The organism is Marinobacter adhaerens HP15 (assembly GCF_000166295.1).
GTDB lineage: Bacteria > Pseudomonadota > Gammaproteobacteria > Pseudomonadales > Oleiphilaceae > Marinobacter > Marinobacter adhaerens.
Map to the genome: position 1 here is coordinate 2,305,671 of NC_017506.1, position 17,341 is coordinate 2,323,011.

At 56.9% G+C, this 17,341-nt stretch carries 14 protein-coding genes and 1 pseudogene; 4 read left to right on the plus strand and 11 right to left on the minus strand.

The genetic code is table 11. From position 1 onward, the window contains the following. Positions 1 to 28: 28 nt before the first annotated feature. Complete coding sequence (cysS, locus tag HP15_RS10915) at positions 29 to 1,417, minus strand: cysteine--tRNA ligase (protein WP_014577524.1); 1,389 nt, start codon at positions 1,415 to 1,417, stop codon at positions 29 to 31. Beyond that, positions 1,414 to 3,093, minus strand: a complete 1,680-nt coding sequence (locus tag HP15_RS10920) for a glutamine--tRNA ligase/YqeY domain fusion protein (protein ID WP_014577525.1) — start codon at positions 3,091 to 3,093, stop codon at positions 1,414 to 1,416. The genes cysS and HP15_RS10920 overlap by 4 nt, the downstream gene beginning before the upstream one ends. A gap of 138 nt (positions 3,094 to 3,231) precedes the next feature. On the opposite strand from HP15_RS10920, the gene HP15_RS10925 reads away from it, so the two are divergent. Further along, the gene (locus HP15_RS10925; RefSeq protein WP_008175011.1) at positions 3,232 to 3,732 is read left to right on the plus strand and encodes a peptidylprolyl isomerase; all 501 of its coding nucleotides are present in this window, start codon (positions 3,232 to 3,234) and stop codon (positions 3,730 to 3,732) included. Further along, the gene (locus HP15_RS10930) at positions 3,729 to 4,454 is read left to right on the plus strand and encodes a UDP-2,3-diacylglucosamine diphosphatase (protein WP_008175010.1); all 726 of its coding nucleotides are present in this window, start codon (positions 3,729 to 3,731) and stop codon (positions 4,452 to 4,454) included. Before HP15_RS10925 ends, HP15_RS10930 begins: the two co-directional genes overlap by 4 nt. A 39-nt stretch (positions 4,455 to 4,493) precedes the next feature. Here the strand turns inward: HP15_RS10930 and HP15_RS10935 are convergent, their stop codons facing one another. From HP15_RS10935 to HP15_RS10970, 8 genes are all read right to left on the minus strand, one after another. Continuing rightward, the gene (locus HP15_RS10935; protein WP_014577526.1) at positions 4,494 to 5,264 is read right to left on the minus strand and encodes an amino acid ABC transporter ATP-binding protein; all 771 of its coding nucleotides are present in this window, start codon (positions 5,262 to 5,264) and stop codon (positions 4,494 to 4,496) included. A gap of 38 nt (positions 5,265 to 5,302) precedes the next feature. Then, positions 5,303 to 6,388 (minus strand): amino acid ABC transporter permease, encoded by a 1,086-nt coding sequence (locus tag HP15_RS10940; RefSeq protein WP_041645302.1) that lies wholly within the window; start codon positions 6,386 to 6,388, stop codon positions 5,303 to 5,305. Further along, positions 6,388 to 7,575, minus strand: coding sequence for an amino acid ABC transporter permease (locus HP15_RS10945; protein ID WP_014577528.1), 1,188 nt, complete (start codon positions 7,573 to 7,575; stop codon positions 6,388 to 6,390). Before HP15_RS10945 ends, HP15_RS10940 begins: the two co-directional genes overlap by 1 nt. Positions 7,576 to 7,665: 90 nt before the next feature. Beyond that, positions 7,666 to 8,691 (minus strand): amino acid ABC transporter substrate-binding protein, encoded by a 1,026-nt coding sequence (locus tag HP15_RS10950; RefSeq protein WP_041645303.1) that lies wholly within the window; start codon positions 8,689 to 8,691, stop codon positions 7,666 to 7,668. Between the two features lie 261 nt (positions 8,692 to 8,952). Then, the gene (locus HP15_RS10955; RefSeq protein ID WP_014577530.1) at positions 8,953 to 9,840 is read right to left on the minus strand and encodes a hypothetical protein; all 888 of its coding nucleotides are present in this window, start codon (positions 9,838 to 9,840) and stop codon (positions 8,953 to 8,955) included. A 33-nt stretch (positions 9,841 to 9,873) separates the two neighbouring features. Next, a complete protein-coding gene (locus HP15_RS10960; protein WP_014577531.1) occupies positions 9,874 to 10,266 on the minus strand; it encodes an acyl-CoA thioesterase in 393 nt (130 codons plus the stop codon). 68 nt (positions 10,267 to 10,334) lie between these two features. Beyond that, positions 10,335 to 11,915, minus strand: a complete 1,581-nt coding sequence (locus HP15_RS10965; protein WP_081449836.1) for a PQQ-dependent sugar dehydrogenase — start codon at positions 11,913 to 11,915, stop codon at positions 10,335 to 10,337. A gap of 114 nt (positions 11,916 to 12,029) precedes the next feature. Continuing rightward, on the minus strand, positions 12,030 to 12,800 hold the full coding sequence (locus HP15_RS10970; RefSeq protein ID WP_008174999.1) for a ferredoxin--NADP reductase: 771 nt from the start codon (positions 12,798 to 12,800) through the stop codon (positions 12,030 to 12,032). Between the two features lie 145 nt (positions 12,801 to 12,945). Between HP15_RS10970 and HP15_RS10975 the strand changes: the two are divergent. Continuing rightward, positions 12,946 to 13,829 (plus strand): annotated as a pseudogene (locus HP15_RS10975) (LysR family transcriptional regulator). Here the strand turns inward: HP15_RS10975 and miaE are convergent. Next, positions 13,821 to 14,429: a tRNA-(ms[2]io[6]A)-hydroxylase gene (miaE, locus tag HP15_RS10980; protein WP_014577534.1), complete on the minus strand. Its 609-nt coding sequence runs from the start codon at positions 14,427 to 14,429 to the stop codon at positions 13,821 to 13,823. The pseudogene HP15_RS10975 and the gene miaE overlap by 9 nt on opposite strands. A gap of 256 nt (positions 14,430 to 14,685) precedes the next feature. Between miaE and HP15_RS10985 the strand changes: the two genes are divergently transcribed. Further along, positions 14,686 to 17,280: a bifunctional aconitate hydratase 2/2-methylisocitrate dehydratase gene (locus HP15_RS10985; protein ID WP_014577535.1), complete on the plus strand. Its 2,595-nt coding sequence runs from the start codon at positions 14,686 to 14,688 to the stop codon at positions 17,278 to 17,280. Positions 17,281 to 17,341: the final 61 nt, after the last annotated feature.

Sequence of the window (17,341 nt, forward strand, 5' to 3'; positions counted from 1 at the left end):
GTCTGACCAACCGGCAGCTCCCGGAAATTCAGGCTTTACGCCAGGTCGTCCCCTCTCGGGAATCGTCCAGAATAATACCTTTCTCGAGGAGCTCGTCGCGGATCCGGTCGGCCTCGGCAAAATTCTTTGCCTTGCGGGCATCAGCCCTGGCCTGGATCATTGCTTCAATGTCTTCGGCGCTAAGCTCACCACCCGTGTCTGCCTGGAAGAACGCCTCGGGATCCTGCTGCAGCAGCCCCAGAACACCACCAAGCCTTACCAGAATCGCCGCACTTTGCTTGGCATCGTCTTCACGACCATCGCGACGATGCTGATTGATCTCGTTGGCAACAGCGTGCAGGACGGCAATTGCACCCGCGGTGTTGAAGTCATCGTCCATCGCCTCGGCAAACCGCTCGTCGTGCTCGGATTCCGGCACATCGGCGGCCTTGGCGGGCACAATGCCTCTAAGCGCATGGTACAAACGGGTCAGAGTTCGGCCGGCCTCAGCCAGATTTTCCTCAGAGTAATCCACCTGGCTGCGGTAGTGGCTGGAAACCAGGAAGTAACGGACCACTTCTGCCGGGTACTTCTCCATGATCTCGCGGATGGTGAAGAAGTTACCCAGGGACTTGGACATCTTTTCTTTGTTCACCCGGATGGCACCCGCGTGCATCCAGGTGTTCACAAAAGTGTGGCCAGTGGCACATTCTGACTGGGCAATCTCGTTCTCATGATGCGGGAACAGCAGATCCGGGCCACCGCCGTGAATATCGAATGTTTCGCCGAGACAACAGGTGGACATCGCAGAGCACTCAATGTGCCAGCCGGGACGACCGTCGCCCCAGGGCGACGGCCAGCTGACCTCCCCTGCCTTTGCCGCTTTCCACAATGCGAAATCGGCGGGGCTGCGCTTGGCTTCCTGAACATCCACCCGCGCGCCCGCCAGAAGATCCTCCAGCTTTTTCTTGCTGAGCTTGCCGTAGTCATCGAAGGAATCGACCGCAAAGTAGACGTCGCCATTGTCTGCTGCGTAGGCGTGGCCGCCAGCAATCAGTTTGTGGATCATCGCAATAATTTCGTCGATATACGCGGTAGCTCGGGGCTCTTCATCCGGTGACAGCACGCCGAGACGGGCTTCGTCTTCGTGCATGGCTTTGATCATCCGGTCCGTGAGCTCGTCATAGGGCTCACCGTTTTCATCTGCACGGCGCAGGATCTTGTCGTCAATATCGGTGATATTGCGAACATAGTTCACGTCGTAACCGCGATGACGCAGGTAACGGGTAATCACATCAAAGGCTACCAGCACCCGGGCATGCCCCAGGTGGCAGTAGTCATAGACTGTCATACCGCAGACATACATCCGGACCTTGCCAGGCTCAATTGGCCGAAACTCTTCCTTCTGTTGGGTCAGCGTATTGTAGATGCGGATCACTTGCCCCCCTTGCCCCAGGAATCCCTGAGCGTAACAGTGCGGTTGAATACCGGCCGACCGGCAGCCTCGGTATGGGCCTGATCACAGAAGAAGTAGCCTTCCCGCTCGAACTGGTATGGAAGATCCATACGGGGCGCGACAAGACTCTTTTCGACGCGCGCGCCTTTGAGAACCACCAGCGATTCCGGATTCAGGTGATCCATCAAATCGCCTTCCTTGTCACTGTCCGGCGACTCGTGGTTAAACAGGCGGTCATACAGATTGATGTCTGCCTCTACACTGTCACTCGCCGAAACCCAGTGAATCACGCCGTTCGGTTTGTAGCCCTCGGGATTGACGCCCAGGGTGTTGGGATCGTACTCACACTTGAGCTCGACAATCTGGCCACTGTCGTCACGAATCACTTCCCGGCAGGTCATCACATAGCCGCCACGGAGGCGTACTGCCTGGTCCGGGGCCAGCCGCTTCCATTTACGCGGCGGCTCCATTTCGAAATCTTCCCGGTCGATATACAGAGTCTGGGTCCAGGGCACTTCCCGCTCGCCCATATCCGGATTTTGCGGGTGCACTGGTAAGGTGAGCGTTTCGCTTTGATCCGCCGGGTAATTGGTCAACGTGACTTTCAACGGGCGCATCACACACATGGCTCTCGGGGCCCGGGTGTTGAGGTCTTCGCGAATGGCGTGTTCAAGCATACCCACATCCACAGTGCCGCCGGCCTTGTTCACCCCGATCATGTCGCAGAAGGTGCGGATGGACTCCGGCGTGTAGCCACGCCGGCGCATACCGGAAATGGTTGGCATACGCGGATCGTTCCAGCCATCAACTACATTCTCATCTACCAGACGCTTGAGCTTACGTTTGGAGGTGATGGTGTAGTTCAGATTCAGCCGGGCAAACTCGATCTGACGCGGATGGCAGGGGCCGGAAATGTTATCCAGCACCCAGTCATATAAAGGCCGGTGATCCTCGAACTCCAGTGTGCACAGGGAATGGGTGATTCCCTCCATGGCGTCGGAAATCGGATGCGTAAAGTCGTACATCGGGTAGATGCACCACTTGTTGCCGGTCTGATGGTGTTCGGCGTAACGGATACGATAAAGGATCGGATCCCGCATGTTGATGTTCGGAGAGGCCATATCGATCTTGGCCCGCAGCACCAGCTCGCCGTTCTGGTACTTGCCGTCCCGCATATCGCGGAACAGTTGCAGACTTTCTTCCACCGGCCGATCCCGGTAAGGGCTGTTCCTGCCCGGCTCTTTGAGACTACCGCGATACTCGGCCATTTCATCTGCCGTCAGGGCGCAGACGTAAGCCTTGTCCCGGGTGATCAGCTCCTCGGCGAACTCATAGAGGGCATCGAAGTAATCCGATGCGTACCGCACATCGCCAGCCCACTCGTAACCGAGCCATTCCACATCCTGCTTGATGGCGTCGATGTATTCCTGGTTTTCCTTTTCCGGGTTGGTGTCGTCAAACCGCAGGTTACAGTCGCCGGAAAAGGTCTCGGCGATGCCAAAGTTGAGGCAGATCGATTTGGCATGACCGATATGCAGGTAGCCGTTGGGCTCCGGCGGGAATCGGGTGACCACCTTGCCGGTATGCTCTCCGCTGGCGATGGCGTCTTCGATCAGGCTCTGGATAAAGTTGTGGGCTTTCTTCGACTCGGCGCTCATACAATCTCTGTTAAAAGGGGAGTGAATCTTAAACCGCGTATTATACTCACAAATCCTTGCCGGACTCATGCATAGCGGGAAACTCTTGAGTACAATGGGCCCGTTAACGTACCTAACCTTTCTGAACAGGAAAACCTGATGATTCTGCTGAAAACCAACTACGGTGACATCAAGCTGGAACTGGACTACGACAAGGCACCGGAAACCGCCAAAAACTTTGAACAGTACGTTCGCGACGGTTTTTACGATGGCCTGATTTTTCACCGTGTGATCAGCAATTTCATGATTCAGGGCGGCGGCTTCGAACCGGGCATGACCCCACGTAAAACCCGCGATTCGATTCAGAACGAAGCCGATAACGGACTGAGCAACATGCAGGGAACCATTGCCATGGCACGCACCATGGACCCGCACTCTGCCACAGCCCAGTTCTTTATTAACGTTGAGAATAACGGCTTCCTGGACCACACCGCCAAAAACGCGGAAGGCTGGGGCTACTGCGTGTTCGGCAAAGTGGCCGACGGCATGGACACGGTAAACGCGATTCGAGCAGTGCGCACCACCATGCGTGCAGGCCACCAGGATGTGCCTGCCGATGACGTGGTAATCGAAAAAGCCGAGGTTCTGGAGGACGCGTGACCACGCTGTTTATTTCAGATCTTCACCTCGAGGAATCCCGCCCGGATATTACTGAGGCATTTCTGGGCTTTCTCGACGGGAAAGCCAGTGGTGTTGATCAGCTGTATATTCTCGGTGATTTCTTTGAGGCGTGGATAGGAGATGACGAACGCACGCCGCTCCAGGAGCAGATTGCGACTGCCCTTCGAAAACTGCGGGACAGCGGCACCAGGATTTTCCTGATGCACGGCAACCGGGACTTTCTGATCGGCCAGGACTTCTGCGACCGGGCCGGCGCAACGCTGCTGGACGATCCGACGGTGATTGATCTGTACGGTACTCCTACCCTGCTGATGCATGGAGACAGCCTGTGCACCGCCGATGTGGAATACCAGAAGTTCCGGGCCAACATGCGTAACCCGCAGTGGCAGCAGATGATACTCCAGCGCCCCCTGAAAGACCGCCAGCAAATGGCCCGCCAGCTACGGGAAATCAGCATGGCGAAAAATCAGGGCAAGGAGGAGTTCATCATGGACGTAACGCCCGAGGAAGTGGTCAAGGACTTGGAAACGCACGGTGTCCAGCGAATGATCCATGGCCACACCCATCGCCCCGCGGTTCATGAACTGACGGCCAACGGGTCGCCGGCAAAGCGTATTGTACTGGGAGACTGGGACAAGAACGTTTGGTGGCTTGAGGCAGAGCCAGGCAAGGAGCCCGAGCTATTCAAGGAGCCGTTGTAAAAAAAGCCGGGCAAATGCCCGGCTTTTTTAGTCTTGGTTTCAGTGCGCGAGTATCTGCTGGAGGAACTTCTGAGTTCTGGCTTCCTGTGGGTTGGTAAAGAACTCGTGGGGAGGCGCCTGCTCCACGATCTCGCCACCGTCCATGAAAATCACACGGTCCGCCACCGTCTTGGCAAAACCCATCTCATGGGTTACGCAGAGCATGGTCATACCGCTTCCCGCCAATTCAATCATTACGTCCAGCACTTCCTTGATCATCTCCGGATCCAAGGCCGAGGTTGGCTCGTCGAACAGCATGATCTTGGGCTTCATGCACAGGGCCCTGGCAATCGCCACACGCTGTTGCTGGCCGCCCGAAAGCTGCCCCGGGAATTTGTTAGCCTGATCCGGGATCTTGACCCGCTCAAGGTACTCCATCGCTGATGCCTCCGCTTCCTTTCGGGGCGTTTTTCGCACCCAGATCGGCGACAGGCAGCAGTTTTCCAAGACGGTCAGGTGCGGGAAGAGGTTGAAGTGCTGAAACACCATGCCGACTTCCCGCCGAACCGTATCAATGTGGCGGACATCATCGGTCAGCTCGATACCATCAACAATGATTTTGCCCTGCTGATGCTCCTCCAGCCGGTTGATGCAACGGATGAAGGTGGATTTTCCCGAGCCGGATGGCCCACAGATGACAATTCTCTCGCCCTGATCAACGGTCAGGTTGAGATCTTTGAGAACATGGAAGTCCCCGTACCACTTGTGCATGCCCTCAACCCGGATAATCCCCGGTTTTTTTCCCGGCTGGTCCTTCGGCGGGGTCTGCATTTCTGAGGTTTGTGTTTGGTCTGTCATAGGATTACCCGTCAGGTCTTATGACCAGTGTCTAGTTTTCGTTCAAGGTTCTGGCTGTATCTGGAGATGCCGAAGCAGAAGACCCAGAAACAGAACGCCACAAATACATAGCCCTCGATGGCAACATTCTGCCAGGCCGGATCGGTAACCGTGGACTGGACTGTGCCGAGGATATCGAAGAGCCCGATAATCAACACCAGCGTGGTGTCCTTGAACAGGGAAATGAAGGTGTTCACGATACCCGGAATAACCATCTTCAGAGCCTGCGGCAGGATGACCAGCCCCATTTTGCGCCAGTATCCCAGCCCCAGAGCATCGGCAGCCTCATACTGGCCCCGGGGAATGGCCTGCAGGCCACCGCGAATCACTTCCGCCATGTAAGCGGACTGCCACAGGGTTATACCGATCAGCGCCCGGGCCAGTTTCTCGAAGTTCACACCTTCCGGGAGAAACAGCGGCAGCATCACCGAAGCCATGAACAGAACCGTGATCAACGGAACCGCCCGCCATACCTCGATAAAGACCACACAGATCCCGCGGATGATCGGCATGTCGGAGCGACGACCCAGCGCCAGCAATATGCCAATGGGCAAGGACGCAATAATCCCGATGTAAGCCAGGATCAGGGTCAGCATCAGGCCGCCCCATTTCGAGCTCTGCACTTCTTCCAGGCCGAAACTGCCTCCGGGAATCAGGAAGTAGCCAACAATGGGCAAACCAAAGATACCGAACAGCCCGAGCCACTTGCGGCCGGGGAACCGCTCGATGAACTGGGGTACAAAGGAAACCGCCAGCAGCAGGAACATCACGTCGACCCGCCACTGCAGTTCATCCGGGTAGAATCCGTAGATAAAGAAATTCAGACGCTGGCTGATAAACAGCCAGCAGGCACCCGCTCCCGTACAGGCGCTCGGATCACTGCCAACAAAGTTGGCGTCGAGGAAAAACCAGTTGAGCAAAGGCCCTACACTGGTCACCAGCAGATAGGCCACACCCAGCGTCAATACCGTGTTGAACCAGCCGGAGAACAGGTTCTCCCGCATCCACTTGACCGGACGGAGCGCCTTCTTGGGTGCTTTCATGGTTGACTCGGTCATCATCGCTCCTTAATGGCCACAGCCCGGTTGTAAATATTCATGAACAACGAGATCAGCAGACTGATGGTCAGATATACCGCCATGGTAATGGCGACAACCTCGACGGCCTGCCCCGTCTGATTCAGCGTGGTGCCCATGAAGACCGCCACGAGATCCGGGTAACCGATGGCCGTTGCCAGGGAGGAGTTTTTCACCAGATTCAGATACTGACTGGTGAGCGGCGGAATGATGACCCGCATGGCCTGCGGTATCACCACCAACCTGAGGGTAAGACCATTGGGCAGCCCCAAAGCCTTGGAGGCCTCGGTTTGTCCCTTGCTGACCGACAGAATACCGGAGCGCACGATTTCAGCGATGAAGCTGGCGGTGTACAGCGACAGTGCAATCCACAGAGCCGCCAACTCCGGAATGATGGTAATTCCCCCGCCAAAGTTGAAGCCCCTGAGCGCTGGCAAATCCCACTCAAGAGGCCGACCGGCCACGAGATAAGAGATTATCGGTACCAGCACCAGAATTGCCACGCCGACCTTGAAGGTCGGGAAGATCTGTCCGGTCGCCAACTGGCGTTTTTTCGCCCATATCCGAATCCCGACGACAGCAGCGATGGCAAGCAGAATACCGCCCCAGACAATTCCGAAACCCTCCTGGGTCACTGGATCTGGCAGGTAAAGGCCCCGGTTGTTCAGGAACAGCGCTCCACCGACATCAACACTCTGGCGTGGTGACGGAAGATTGCTGAGTACGGCAAAGTACCAGAAGAAAATCTGCAGAAGCAGCGGTATGTTGCGGATCACTTCGATGTAAACCAGCGCCATTTTGGCCACAAGCCAGTTACTCGAGAGTCGCGCAACACCAATGATGAAACCGAGAATGGTGGCGGCAACGACACCCATCGCGGAAACAAGCAATGTATTGGTTAGACCAACCCAGAAGGTTCGGCCATAAGACATGGTTGCATCATAAGGCACCAGATTCATGATGATGCCGAATCCGGCGGTTTCACCGAGAAAGCCGAAACCGGTGCTGATGCCACGGCTTTCCATGTTGGAAAGCGTGTTATCGACGAGAATCCATCCGCCCCAGAACACGAGGGCAATGGCTACCGCCTGAAAGAAGAGTGAGCGGACCCGGGGGTCGTACCAGGGCTTGGGCCCTGCAGGTCGGGTATCGATTGTTTGTTTTTTCATGGATTGTCCTGAAGAGCTTCCCTGTGGTTTACAGCATCAGAGATAACGGCGAAGCCTCCCACAGGAGACTTCGCCGTATGCCTTCAGGTCTTAACGGACCGGCGGCGCATACATGATACCGCCTTCAGTCCAGAGCGCGTTGATTCCGCGATCCAGTCCCAGCGGGGTATCCGGTCCTACGTTGCGGTCATACATTTCACCGTAGTTGCCAACCAGTTTCACGGCCTGATAACCGAAGTCATCCGGCAGTCCAAGCTTGGCACCCATGTCGCCATCGGTACCCAGCAGGCGCTGGATATTCGGGTTGTCGGACTTCAGCATGTCGTCGGCATTGGCGCTGGTCACGCCCAGCTCTTCGGCGTTGATCTGAGCGAAAAGCACCCACTTGACGATGTTGAACCACTGATCGTCACCCTGGCGAACAACCGGGCCCAGGGGCTCTTTGGAAATGGTGTTCGGCAGGATCTTGGCTGAACTCGGATCAGACAGCTTCGAGCGAAGTGCCGCCAGTTGCGAACGGTCAGAGGTCAGAACGTCGCAACGACCCGCCGCAAAGCCCTGAACGGTTTGCTCGGAGGTGTCGAACACGATCGGCTTGAATTCCATGCCCTTGGCACGGAAGTAATCCGACAGGTTCAGCTCGGTGGTAGTACCGGCCTGGATACAGATGGTGGCACCGTCCAGCTGGGTGGCATCGTCCACACCGATACCCTTGTTGATCAAAAAGCCCTGACCATCGTAGTAATTCACGCCGGCAAAGTTCAGGCCCAGGGACGCATCGCGGGTCAGTGTCCAGGTGGTGTTACGGGAGAGCATGTCGATTTCACCCGACTGCAGGGCGGTGAAACGCTCCTTTGCAGTCAGTGGAGTAAACTCAACCGCGTTTGCGTCACCGAAAATCGCGGCAGCAACCGCGCGGCAGGTATCCACGTCGATACCGGTCCAGTTACCTTTTTCATCAGGCTGCGAGAAGCCAGGCAAACCGCTGGTCACGCCGCACTGGAGGTGACCTTTCTCCTTGACGTTCTCCAGAGTTGTAGCTGCCATGGCACCAGTGGCCGAGAACGTGCCTACGGCCAGAGCAATCCCCAGGGCAATCGATTTCGTCTTTCTCATTGTCTTTTCTCCGAACATCAGTTGGTTTTATCGCGACGAGTGTAATCAGCAATTTGCAAGCCACTCGGCGTAAGCCGATGATTTATATTATTTTTATCAATCACCGGCGCGTTTCAGGCGAATCTGGAACGAAGTAATACCATTTCATGCACCAGTTCGGCGCTTTCGCTCCAACCCCATGCGCCAAAAAAAGGCAGACCAAGGGCCGCGCCTATTAAAAGTAGAACAAGGTTCGGGAAATGAACTAGTTTTTATGCAAAATTATTTCGAAATTTTGAAAACTGGGGGCTCTGCGTAGGTCTCGAGGCGCTTCCGCCACCCCGGCAGCCAGCGCTCCCGCTCGATGGGATTCTCCGCGTTTTCTGCCCGGCGCGTCAGAACGGTGTCGGCTGCTTCCCTGAATTTCACAAGGGCGCTCTGATCCGGTGAACCAGACATTTCCAAAAGCACCTGAAGCAGCCCCCAGCCCTGGCCCTCATAGCGCTCCGTGGCCGAAAGCCCCTCGCCCTTGAAATTCACATAGTCGATGATGGCGTAAACGCCACCGGGTGTCTGGCTCAAAGACTCCAGCCTTCCTGCGACCTCTGACTTTTGATCATCCGGGGCTGCCTCAATAATCTTTCCAAGCGATTGCCTGGCGCGGCGGAATATGAATTCGGCCTGGATGCCCTGGGTACCCGCCAGAAACTCTCGCAGCTCTGCTACTCGTGGTGAATCGTCTACAGCCAGAAAGTCTGATTTTTCGCGCCAGGGAGCGTCAAAAGGCTCGAGCGCTCGCAACCATTCGGGAATATTGACCTGACGTTGTTCCATGTATTCCATCAGGGCAGGAAAACTTTCCACGAATCGCCCTTCAACGCCCTCCGGATACCAGATGAAGTGACCGATACCCAATGACGGAAACGCCTCGCCATCGTTCCAGTGGACCAGACACCGAAAACGCCCTGCGCACTCGTTCCGGAAAATCTGCTGGCCCACCCAGTCCAACTGGGCGGAGGTCAGTGCCAGGGAGATATCAACATCCGGGCCAGTCAGTGAAGTAAGTTGTGGGCCATTTGATTCGGGCGCGTTATCCTCATTAGTAGAATCACAACCAGTGACCACCAAAACACTCATCAGAGAGAGCAATACAAGGTATTTACCAAACACCAGCGCCTCCGGGAAAGTCAGAATTGTGCACGATCACGCTACCGCATGTTCTGCCAGCCTGGCTTTTATGTCCTCCGGAATCGGCAGTGCCTTCTCGGTTTCGTAATCAAAATGAATTAACACGGCGACACCCCGGGCAATCTGCTTGTCGCCCTGCCAGGCTTCCTGAATCACATGAAACGAGGAATTGCCGATCTTACCGATGCCTGTTTTGATCTTGACCGGAATATGCCAGTAGCTCTGTGCCATCAGATCAATCTCAAGTCGTGCAATGATCAGTGGCCAGGTCTCGGCTTCAAGGGTCGGGTGAAAAATACGGAAAACCGGCGTCCTGGCCTGCTCGAACCAGACCGGCAGAGTGGTATTGCTGATATGCCCGAGGGCATCGGTATCGCTGAAACGTGGTTCCAGTTCCAGATGAAACATAGCGGCTTCCCTCTTTCTGAAAACCGCCTACTATACACCGGCCGGGCCCAAAGACCCCAGAGCCGAGACTAAGGCAGGATACGCAGAATCCGTCCATCCGCACTGTCAGTGAGCAGATACACCGCCCCATCAGGCCCGGTAGCCACGTCCCGGATCCGTTCGCCCATTGCTTCGAACAAACTCTCGACGTCGCTTGCTTCACCAGCTTCCAGTGTGACGCGGTGAACGCTTTTATCGGCAAGGGCGCCGACCAGAAGGTTTCCCTGCCAGTCCGGAAACAGCTCACCCCGATAGCGGGTCATGCCTGAAGGGGCAATTGAAGGGGTCCAGTGCAACAACGGTTGCTCCATACCTTCCCGCTCAACAAAGGGCGTGATCATGGCGCCGGTGTAATCGATGCCGTGCGTGATCACGGGCCAGCCATAGTTGTGTCCCGGCTCGATAATATTTATCTCATCACCGCCGCGGGGGCCATGTTCATGGGCAATCAAGACGTTTTCGACGGAATCAAACACCAGCCCCTGAACGTTCCGGTGCCCGTAACTGTATATTTCCGGCAGAGCGCCTTCCCTGCCAACGAAGGGGTTGTCGGCGGGAACACTGCCATCCGGGTTCAGCCTCACGATCTTGCCCAGATGACTGGACAGGTTCTGCGCCTGCTCCCGATAGTCAAATCCGTCTCCCAGCGTCACGATCAGCGTACCGTCCGGAAGCCAGGCCATTCGGCCACCGTAGTGGGCGCTGCCTTCCTTGGCCGGCTTGGCACGGAATATCTCGACAACCTCCGTCAAGGCCTCCGCCTGCAACTGACCACGGGCCACGCACAGGTGATTCGCAGAGGCCGTCCCGCAAGAGTAGGCGAGAAAGACCAGTTGGTTATTCTCAAAGTCCGGCGACAACAGCACATCGAACAGACCTGCCTGAGCATCATTGAAAACCGGCGGAACTCCGGTAATCGGCGCCTGGCCGAGCTCCCACTCCTCTGAAATCATCCGCAACCGCCCTGCCCGCTCCGTCACAAGGGCGCCACCACCTGGAAGAAACGCCAGGGACCAGGGATGCTCCAGCCCGGAAGTCAACGTCTCGACGGTGTAGTCGCTCAAGGACTGGGCCTGTGTCGGACCTGGCAGCGCCCCGAGGCCAACCGCCAGGCAAAAGGCCAGCAGGGTTCCTGAGGCGTGGCTACTGACCCCGGTGGCAGGCCTGGCAGTAAGTCTGGCGAACAGGGCTCCGGCAAATGCGGCGGTTAACAGCATGGCAAGCAGACCTCCCCCGGTTCGGGTCGCCGCAATCAGGGTTGGCATGGGAGCCAGGGCATTAACCAACACTAGTGCAACCCACAGCCCGGATGCCCCGGCCAGGCCGAACAGTGGCACCCGAAGTCCGCGCCCCACGAAACGGGAAACGACCGCCGCAGCGCCCTGGGAAATAAGGAAACTGAGTCCAAAGAGGAGCAGGTAGAGCGGCGCAAAAGAGACCAGATCATGCCCGGTGGCAGAAATGCGGGCGTCAAGCCCAACCGCTACACCCATAGCCTGAAGGGCCCAAAGATTTAGCTGGGTCTGAACCACGGTGCCAAGAATTACCCCGACCGCCAGTGCCACCCAAAAGCTGATGACGTTTCTCTTCGTTAACTGCCGTCCTGCCATTGCTCCGCCTCCAAAGCCCTTTGCCGTTTATACGACCCATTCTGTCAGATACAAACACAAAAAAGCCGGAGCATCACGCTCCGGCTTTTTTCGAGGCGGATTCAGCCCGCGAGCTCACTGCTCCACGAACGCCCGCTCAATCACGTAATGACCCATATCGCCGCCCCGGGCTTCCTTGAAGCCCATGTTGTTCAGGATGGCGCAGGTGTCCTTGAGCATGCTTGGGCTGCCGCAGATCATGAACCGGTCATTCTCCGGGTCAAAATCCGGCAGGTCCAGATCACGGGTGATTTTGCCGGTCTCCATGGCATCGGTCAGCCTCCCCTGGTTGCGGAAGTCTTCCCGCGTCACAGTCGGATAGTAAACCAGCTTGCCCTGGACCATTTCGCCGAAGTATTCATTCTCCGGCAGCTCCTCGATCTCCTTCTGATAAGCCAGCTCGGAGACGTAACGCACGCCATGGGTCAGAATAACCTTATCGAACGCCTCGTAGACTTCCGGGTCCTTGATGATGCTCATGAAAGGCGCCAAACCAGTGCCGGTGCTGATCAGCCACAGATTCTTTCCGGGCAGAAGGTTGTCCAGAATCAGCGTCCCTGTCGGCTTGCGGCTCACCAGAATTTCGTCACCTACCTGGATTTTCTGAAGGCGGGAGGTCAGTGGGCCGTCCTGGACCTTGATCGAGAAGAACTCAAGCTCTTCCTCGTAATTGGCACTGGCGATACTGTAAGCGCGCATCAAAGGCTTACCCTCGGTCTCCAGGCCGATCATGACAAAGTGCCCGTTCTTGAAACGGAAGCCCGGATCACGGCTTGTAGTAAAGCTGAACAGGGTATCGTTCCAGTGATGGACGCTGGTAACTTTCTCTTTAATCAGGTTGCTCATGTAAACCTCTTGCCTGTTCGTTACGCTTTCTTACGGCGAATGATTCAATTTTGGATTGCGCTAAGTCTAACCCGACACTAACCTATCGGGAAAATGGGATATTCTCATAACCTTATTCGAGTGAGCCGATTAAGAGCGAAAAGTTATGAAGTACAGTTTTCGACAGCTGGAAGTTTTCCTGGCAGCCGCCCATTTCCAGAACATTACCCGTGCTGCCGAATCGCTGGCCATGTCGCAATCGGCAGCCAGCAGTGCGCTGAAAGAACTGGAAAACCAGTTCGACATCCAGCTGTTCGACCGCGTTGGCAAACGGCTCCAGTTAAACGAGCTGGGGCGGCTTTACCGCCCCAAGGTGGAGGCCGTCCTTGCCCAGGCCAATGAGCTGGAACAGGCCTTCAGCAAACACACGGAGGTGGGCGCCCTGAAAGTCGGTGCCACCCTGACTATCGGGAACTATTTGGCCGTGGGGGTCATGGCCCAATACATGAATACCCCTACCCATCCCAGAGTCTCCCTCGAAGTCGCCAATACCAGCACCATCGCAAGACGAGTGAGAGACTTCGAGCTGGATATTGGTTTGATCGAGGGGGAATTGCAGTCTTCAGAACTGGATGTATTGCCCTGGCGGGGAGATGAGTTGGTGGTGTTCTGTTCACCCACCCATCCACTGGCCCAAAAAACATCACTGACGGATGAAGACCTGCGCACCGCCACCTGGATCATGCGTGAGCAGGGGTCAGGAACCCGCCAGAGTTTGAGCGGGGCATGCACGGCCTGTTGCCGGATCTGAATGTGCTGCTGGAGCTGGAACACACCGAGGCCATAAAACGGGCAGTGGAAGCCGACCTGGGCATTGGCTGCCTTTCGGAAGTTGTGCTGGCCGACGCGTTCAAGCGCGGAAGTCTGGTGCCACTGACGGTACCGGAACACCGTCAGTTTGATCGGCAGTTCTATTTCATCCTGCACAAGCAGAAATACCGTAGCGCCGGAATTGATGCCTGGATAGAGCTTTGTCGGCAGTTACGCTGAGATGGGCCCGCTGTGAAAGCGAAACTCCTGATCCGGATCTTCAATCAACGCCCGCTCCAAGGCCAGAAAATCCCCCACACGGGCCGCGATCGGTCCACCAGCGGCCTGTTCGGCCAGAGTCAAGTAGTCCTGGTAATGCCGGGCTTCGGACTTCAGCAAACTGGTGTAGAAATCCGCCAGCTTCTCATCCAGGAACGGAGCGAGCGCGGCAAACCGTTCACAGGAGCGCGCCTCGATAATGGCGCCCACAATCAACACATCCACCAGGCGGCCAGGATCTTCTGACCGGACTTCCTGTCTTAATCCTGCCGCGTATCGGGCCGGGGTAAGATGGCAATAGTCCACGCCGCGCTTTTTCATAATCGCGAGCACCTGCTCGAAATGCCGGAGCTCCTCACGGGCCAGCCGGGACATCTTGTTCAGCAGGTCGGTGTTGTCAACGTACCGGTACATCAGGCTGAGCGCGGTGGAGGCGGCCTTCTTTTCGCAATGGGCGTGATCGATCAGCATCAGGTCCTGATTCGCCAGGGCATTGTCGATCCATTGCTGAGGGGTCTGGCACGGCAGGAAGTTGTGAATCTCTTGCAGGGCGTCGTTCATGGTTGAATACAGTTGTTGATTTGCGGCCGGCGAGTATAGCGCACTTAACAGATTCCTCCGACCTCTGTCCAACTTAACTTTATAAGGGGTTTCCTATAGAATGCAGCGCCAGATAAAGGAGTCTCTGAATAAACCCTGAAACCCCATCGGTGATTTGAGGCATTATTCAGAGGCTCCTGCGGCCTTTCCGCCAAAACCTCCCGCCAAGGCATGAAGCCAACGGCGCGGGACATTCCAACTGATGAGGGTCCATATCGTGTTAGAAGCCTATCGTGAACACGTTGCCGAACGTGAAGCCCTGGGTATTCCTCCCAAGCCCCTGAACGCCGAGCAGACTGCTGCTCTGGTCGATCTGCTGAAAAACCCGCCGGCCGGCGAGGAAGACACCCTGGTGTATCTCCTGGAAAACCGCGTACCGCCGGGTGTCGACGAAGCCGCCTACGTAAAGGCCGCGTTCCTGACTGCTATCGTAAAAGGCGAAGCCTCCTCTCCGCTGCTGGACAAGCCGACAGCAGTCAAGCTGCTGGGCATGATGCAGGGTGGCTATAACATTGCGACCCTGGTTGATCTTCTGGACGACTCGGAGCTGGCTGAGCTGGCCGGTGAGCAGCTGAAGCGCACCCTGCTGATGTTCGACGCCTTCAACGACGTGAAGGAAAAGATGGACGCTGGCAATCCGGTTGCCAGGGCAGTTATCGAATCCTGGGCCAACGGCGAGTGGTTCACCAATAAGAAGAAGGTACCAGAGAGCACCAAGATGGTGGTGTTCAAGGTCACTGGCGAAACCAACACCGACGACCTGTCTCCGGCTCCGGATGCCTGGTCCCGTCCGGACATCCCGCTGCATGCCCGCGCTGCCTACAAAATGGAACGCGACGGCCTGAAGCCGGAAGAGCCCGGCGTTACCGGTCCCATGAGCCAGATCGACGAGATCAAGGCCAAGGGCCTGCCCGTTGCCTTCGTGGGTGATGTTGTCGGTACCGGTTCTTCACGTAAGTCGGCCACTAACTCCGTTCTGTGGTTCTTCGGTGACGACATTCCGGGCGTGCCGAACAAGCGTGCCGGCGGTGTCTGCATCGGTAACAAGGTCGCTCCCATCTTCTTCAACACCATGGAAGATGCCGGTGCCCTGGTGTTCGAAGCCCCCGTCGACGACATGAACATGGGCGATGTTATCGAGATCCGCCCGTATGACGGCAAGATCCTGAACGAGGCTGGCGAGACTATCTCCGAGTTCAAGTTCAAGTCTGACGTGATCCTGGACGAAGTTCAGGCTGGCGGCCGTATCCCGCTGATCATCGGCCGTGGCCTGACTGCCAAGGCCCGCACAGCACTGGGCATGGGCGCGACCGACCTGTTCCGCCTGCCAAAAGATCCCGAAGCCGGCACCAAAGGCTTCACCCTGGCCCAGAAGATGGTTGGTAAGGCCTGTGGCCTGGAAGAAGGCAAAGGCGTTCGTCCGAACACCTACTGCGAACCGCACATGACCACCGTGGGCTCCCAGGACACCACCGGCCCGATGACCCGGGACGAACTCAAAGACCTGGCGTGTCTGGGCTTCCAGGCTGATCTGGTTATGCAGTCTTTCTGCCACACCGCTGCCTACCCGAAGCCGGTTGACGTGGAAATGCAGCACACCATGCCGGACTTTATCCGTACCCGCGGCGGTGTTTCACTGCGCCCGGGCGACGGTATCATCCACTCCTGGCTGAACCGCATGCTGCTGCCGGACACCGTGGGCACCGGTGGTGACTCCCACACCCGTTTCCCGATGGGCATCTCCTTCCCGGCCGGTTCCGGTCTGGTAGCGTTTGCCGCGGCGACCGGCGTTATGCCTCTGGACATGCCGGAATCCGTTCTGGTTCGCTTCAAGGGCGAAATGCAGCCCGGCATCACCCTGCGCGATCTGGTACACGCCATCCCGCTGTACGGCATCAAGCAAGGCATGCTGACCGTTGAGAAGAAAGGCAAGATCAACGAATTCTCCGGCCGCATCCTGGAAATTGAAGGCCTTGAGCACCTGACCGTTGAGCAGGCGTTCGAGTTGTCTGACGCTTCCGCCGAGCGTTCCGCCGCGGGTTGTACCATCAACCTGTCTGAAGACTCCGTGGCCGAGTACCTGCGTTCCAACATCACCATGTTGCGCTGGATGATTGCCGAGGGTTACGGCGATCCGCGTACCCTGGAGCGTCGTGCCCAGCAGATGGAAGAGTGGCTGGCTGATCCGAAGCTCATGCGTGCCGACAAAGATGCCGAGTATGCACACGTCATCGAAATCGATCTGGCCGACATCAAAGAGCCGATCGTATGCTGCCCGAATGATCCGGACGATGCCAAGTTCTTGTCCGAAGTGGCTGGCGACAAGGTTGACGAAGTATTCATTGGCTCCTGCATGACCAACATCGGTCACTTCCGCGCCGCCGGCAAACTGCTTGAGCAGCACAAAGGCCCGCTGAGCACGCGTCTGTGGATGTCGCCGCCGACCAAGATGGATCAGGCGCAGCTGATGGAAGAAGGTTACTTCAACACCTACGGCACCGCCGGTGTTCGCACCGAGATGCCGGGCTGCTCCCTGTGCATGGGTAACCAGGCACGCGTAGCGCCGAAGTCGACGGTCCTGTCCACTTCCACCCGTAACTTCCCGAACCGCCTCGGCGATGGTGCCAACGTGTACCTGACGTCTGCGGAACTGGCGGCTGTGGGTGCGGTTCTGGGCAAACTCCCCTCCCCTGCGGAGTACATGGAGTACGCGAAGGACCTGAACAGCATGTCGAAAGAGATTTACAAGTATCTCAACTTCGACCAGATGGAGAACTACACCAAGAAGGCTGCTGAGGCGAACGTTGCCTGAGCACTGACCTTCAGGGTTTAGCTCCACGGAAACGCCAGCCCCCGGCTGGCGTTTTTTATGC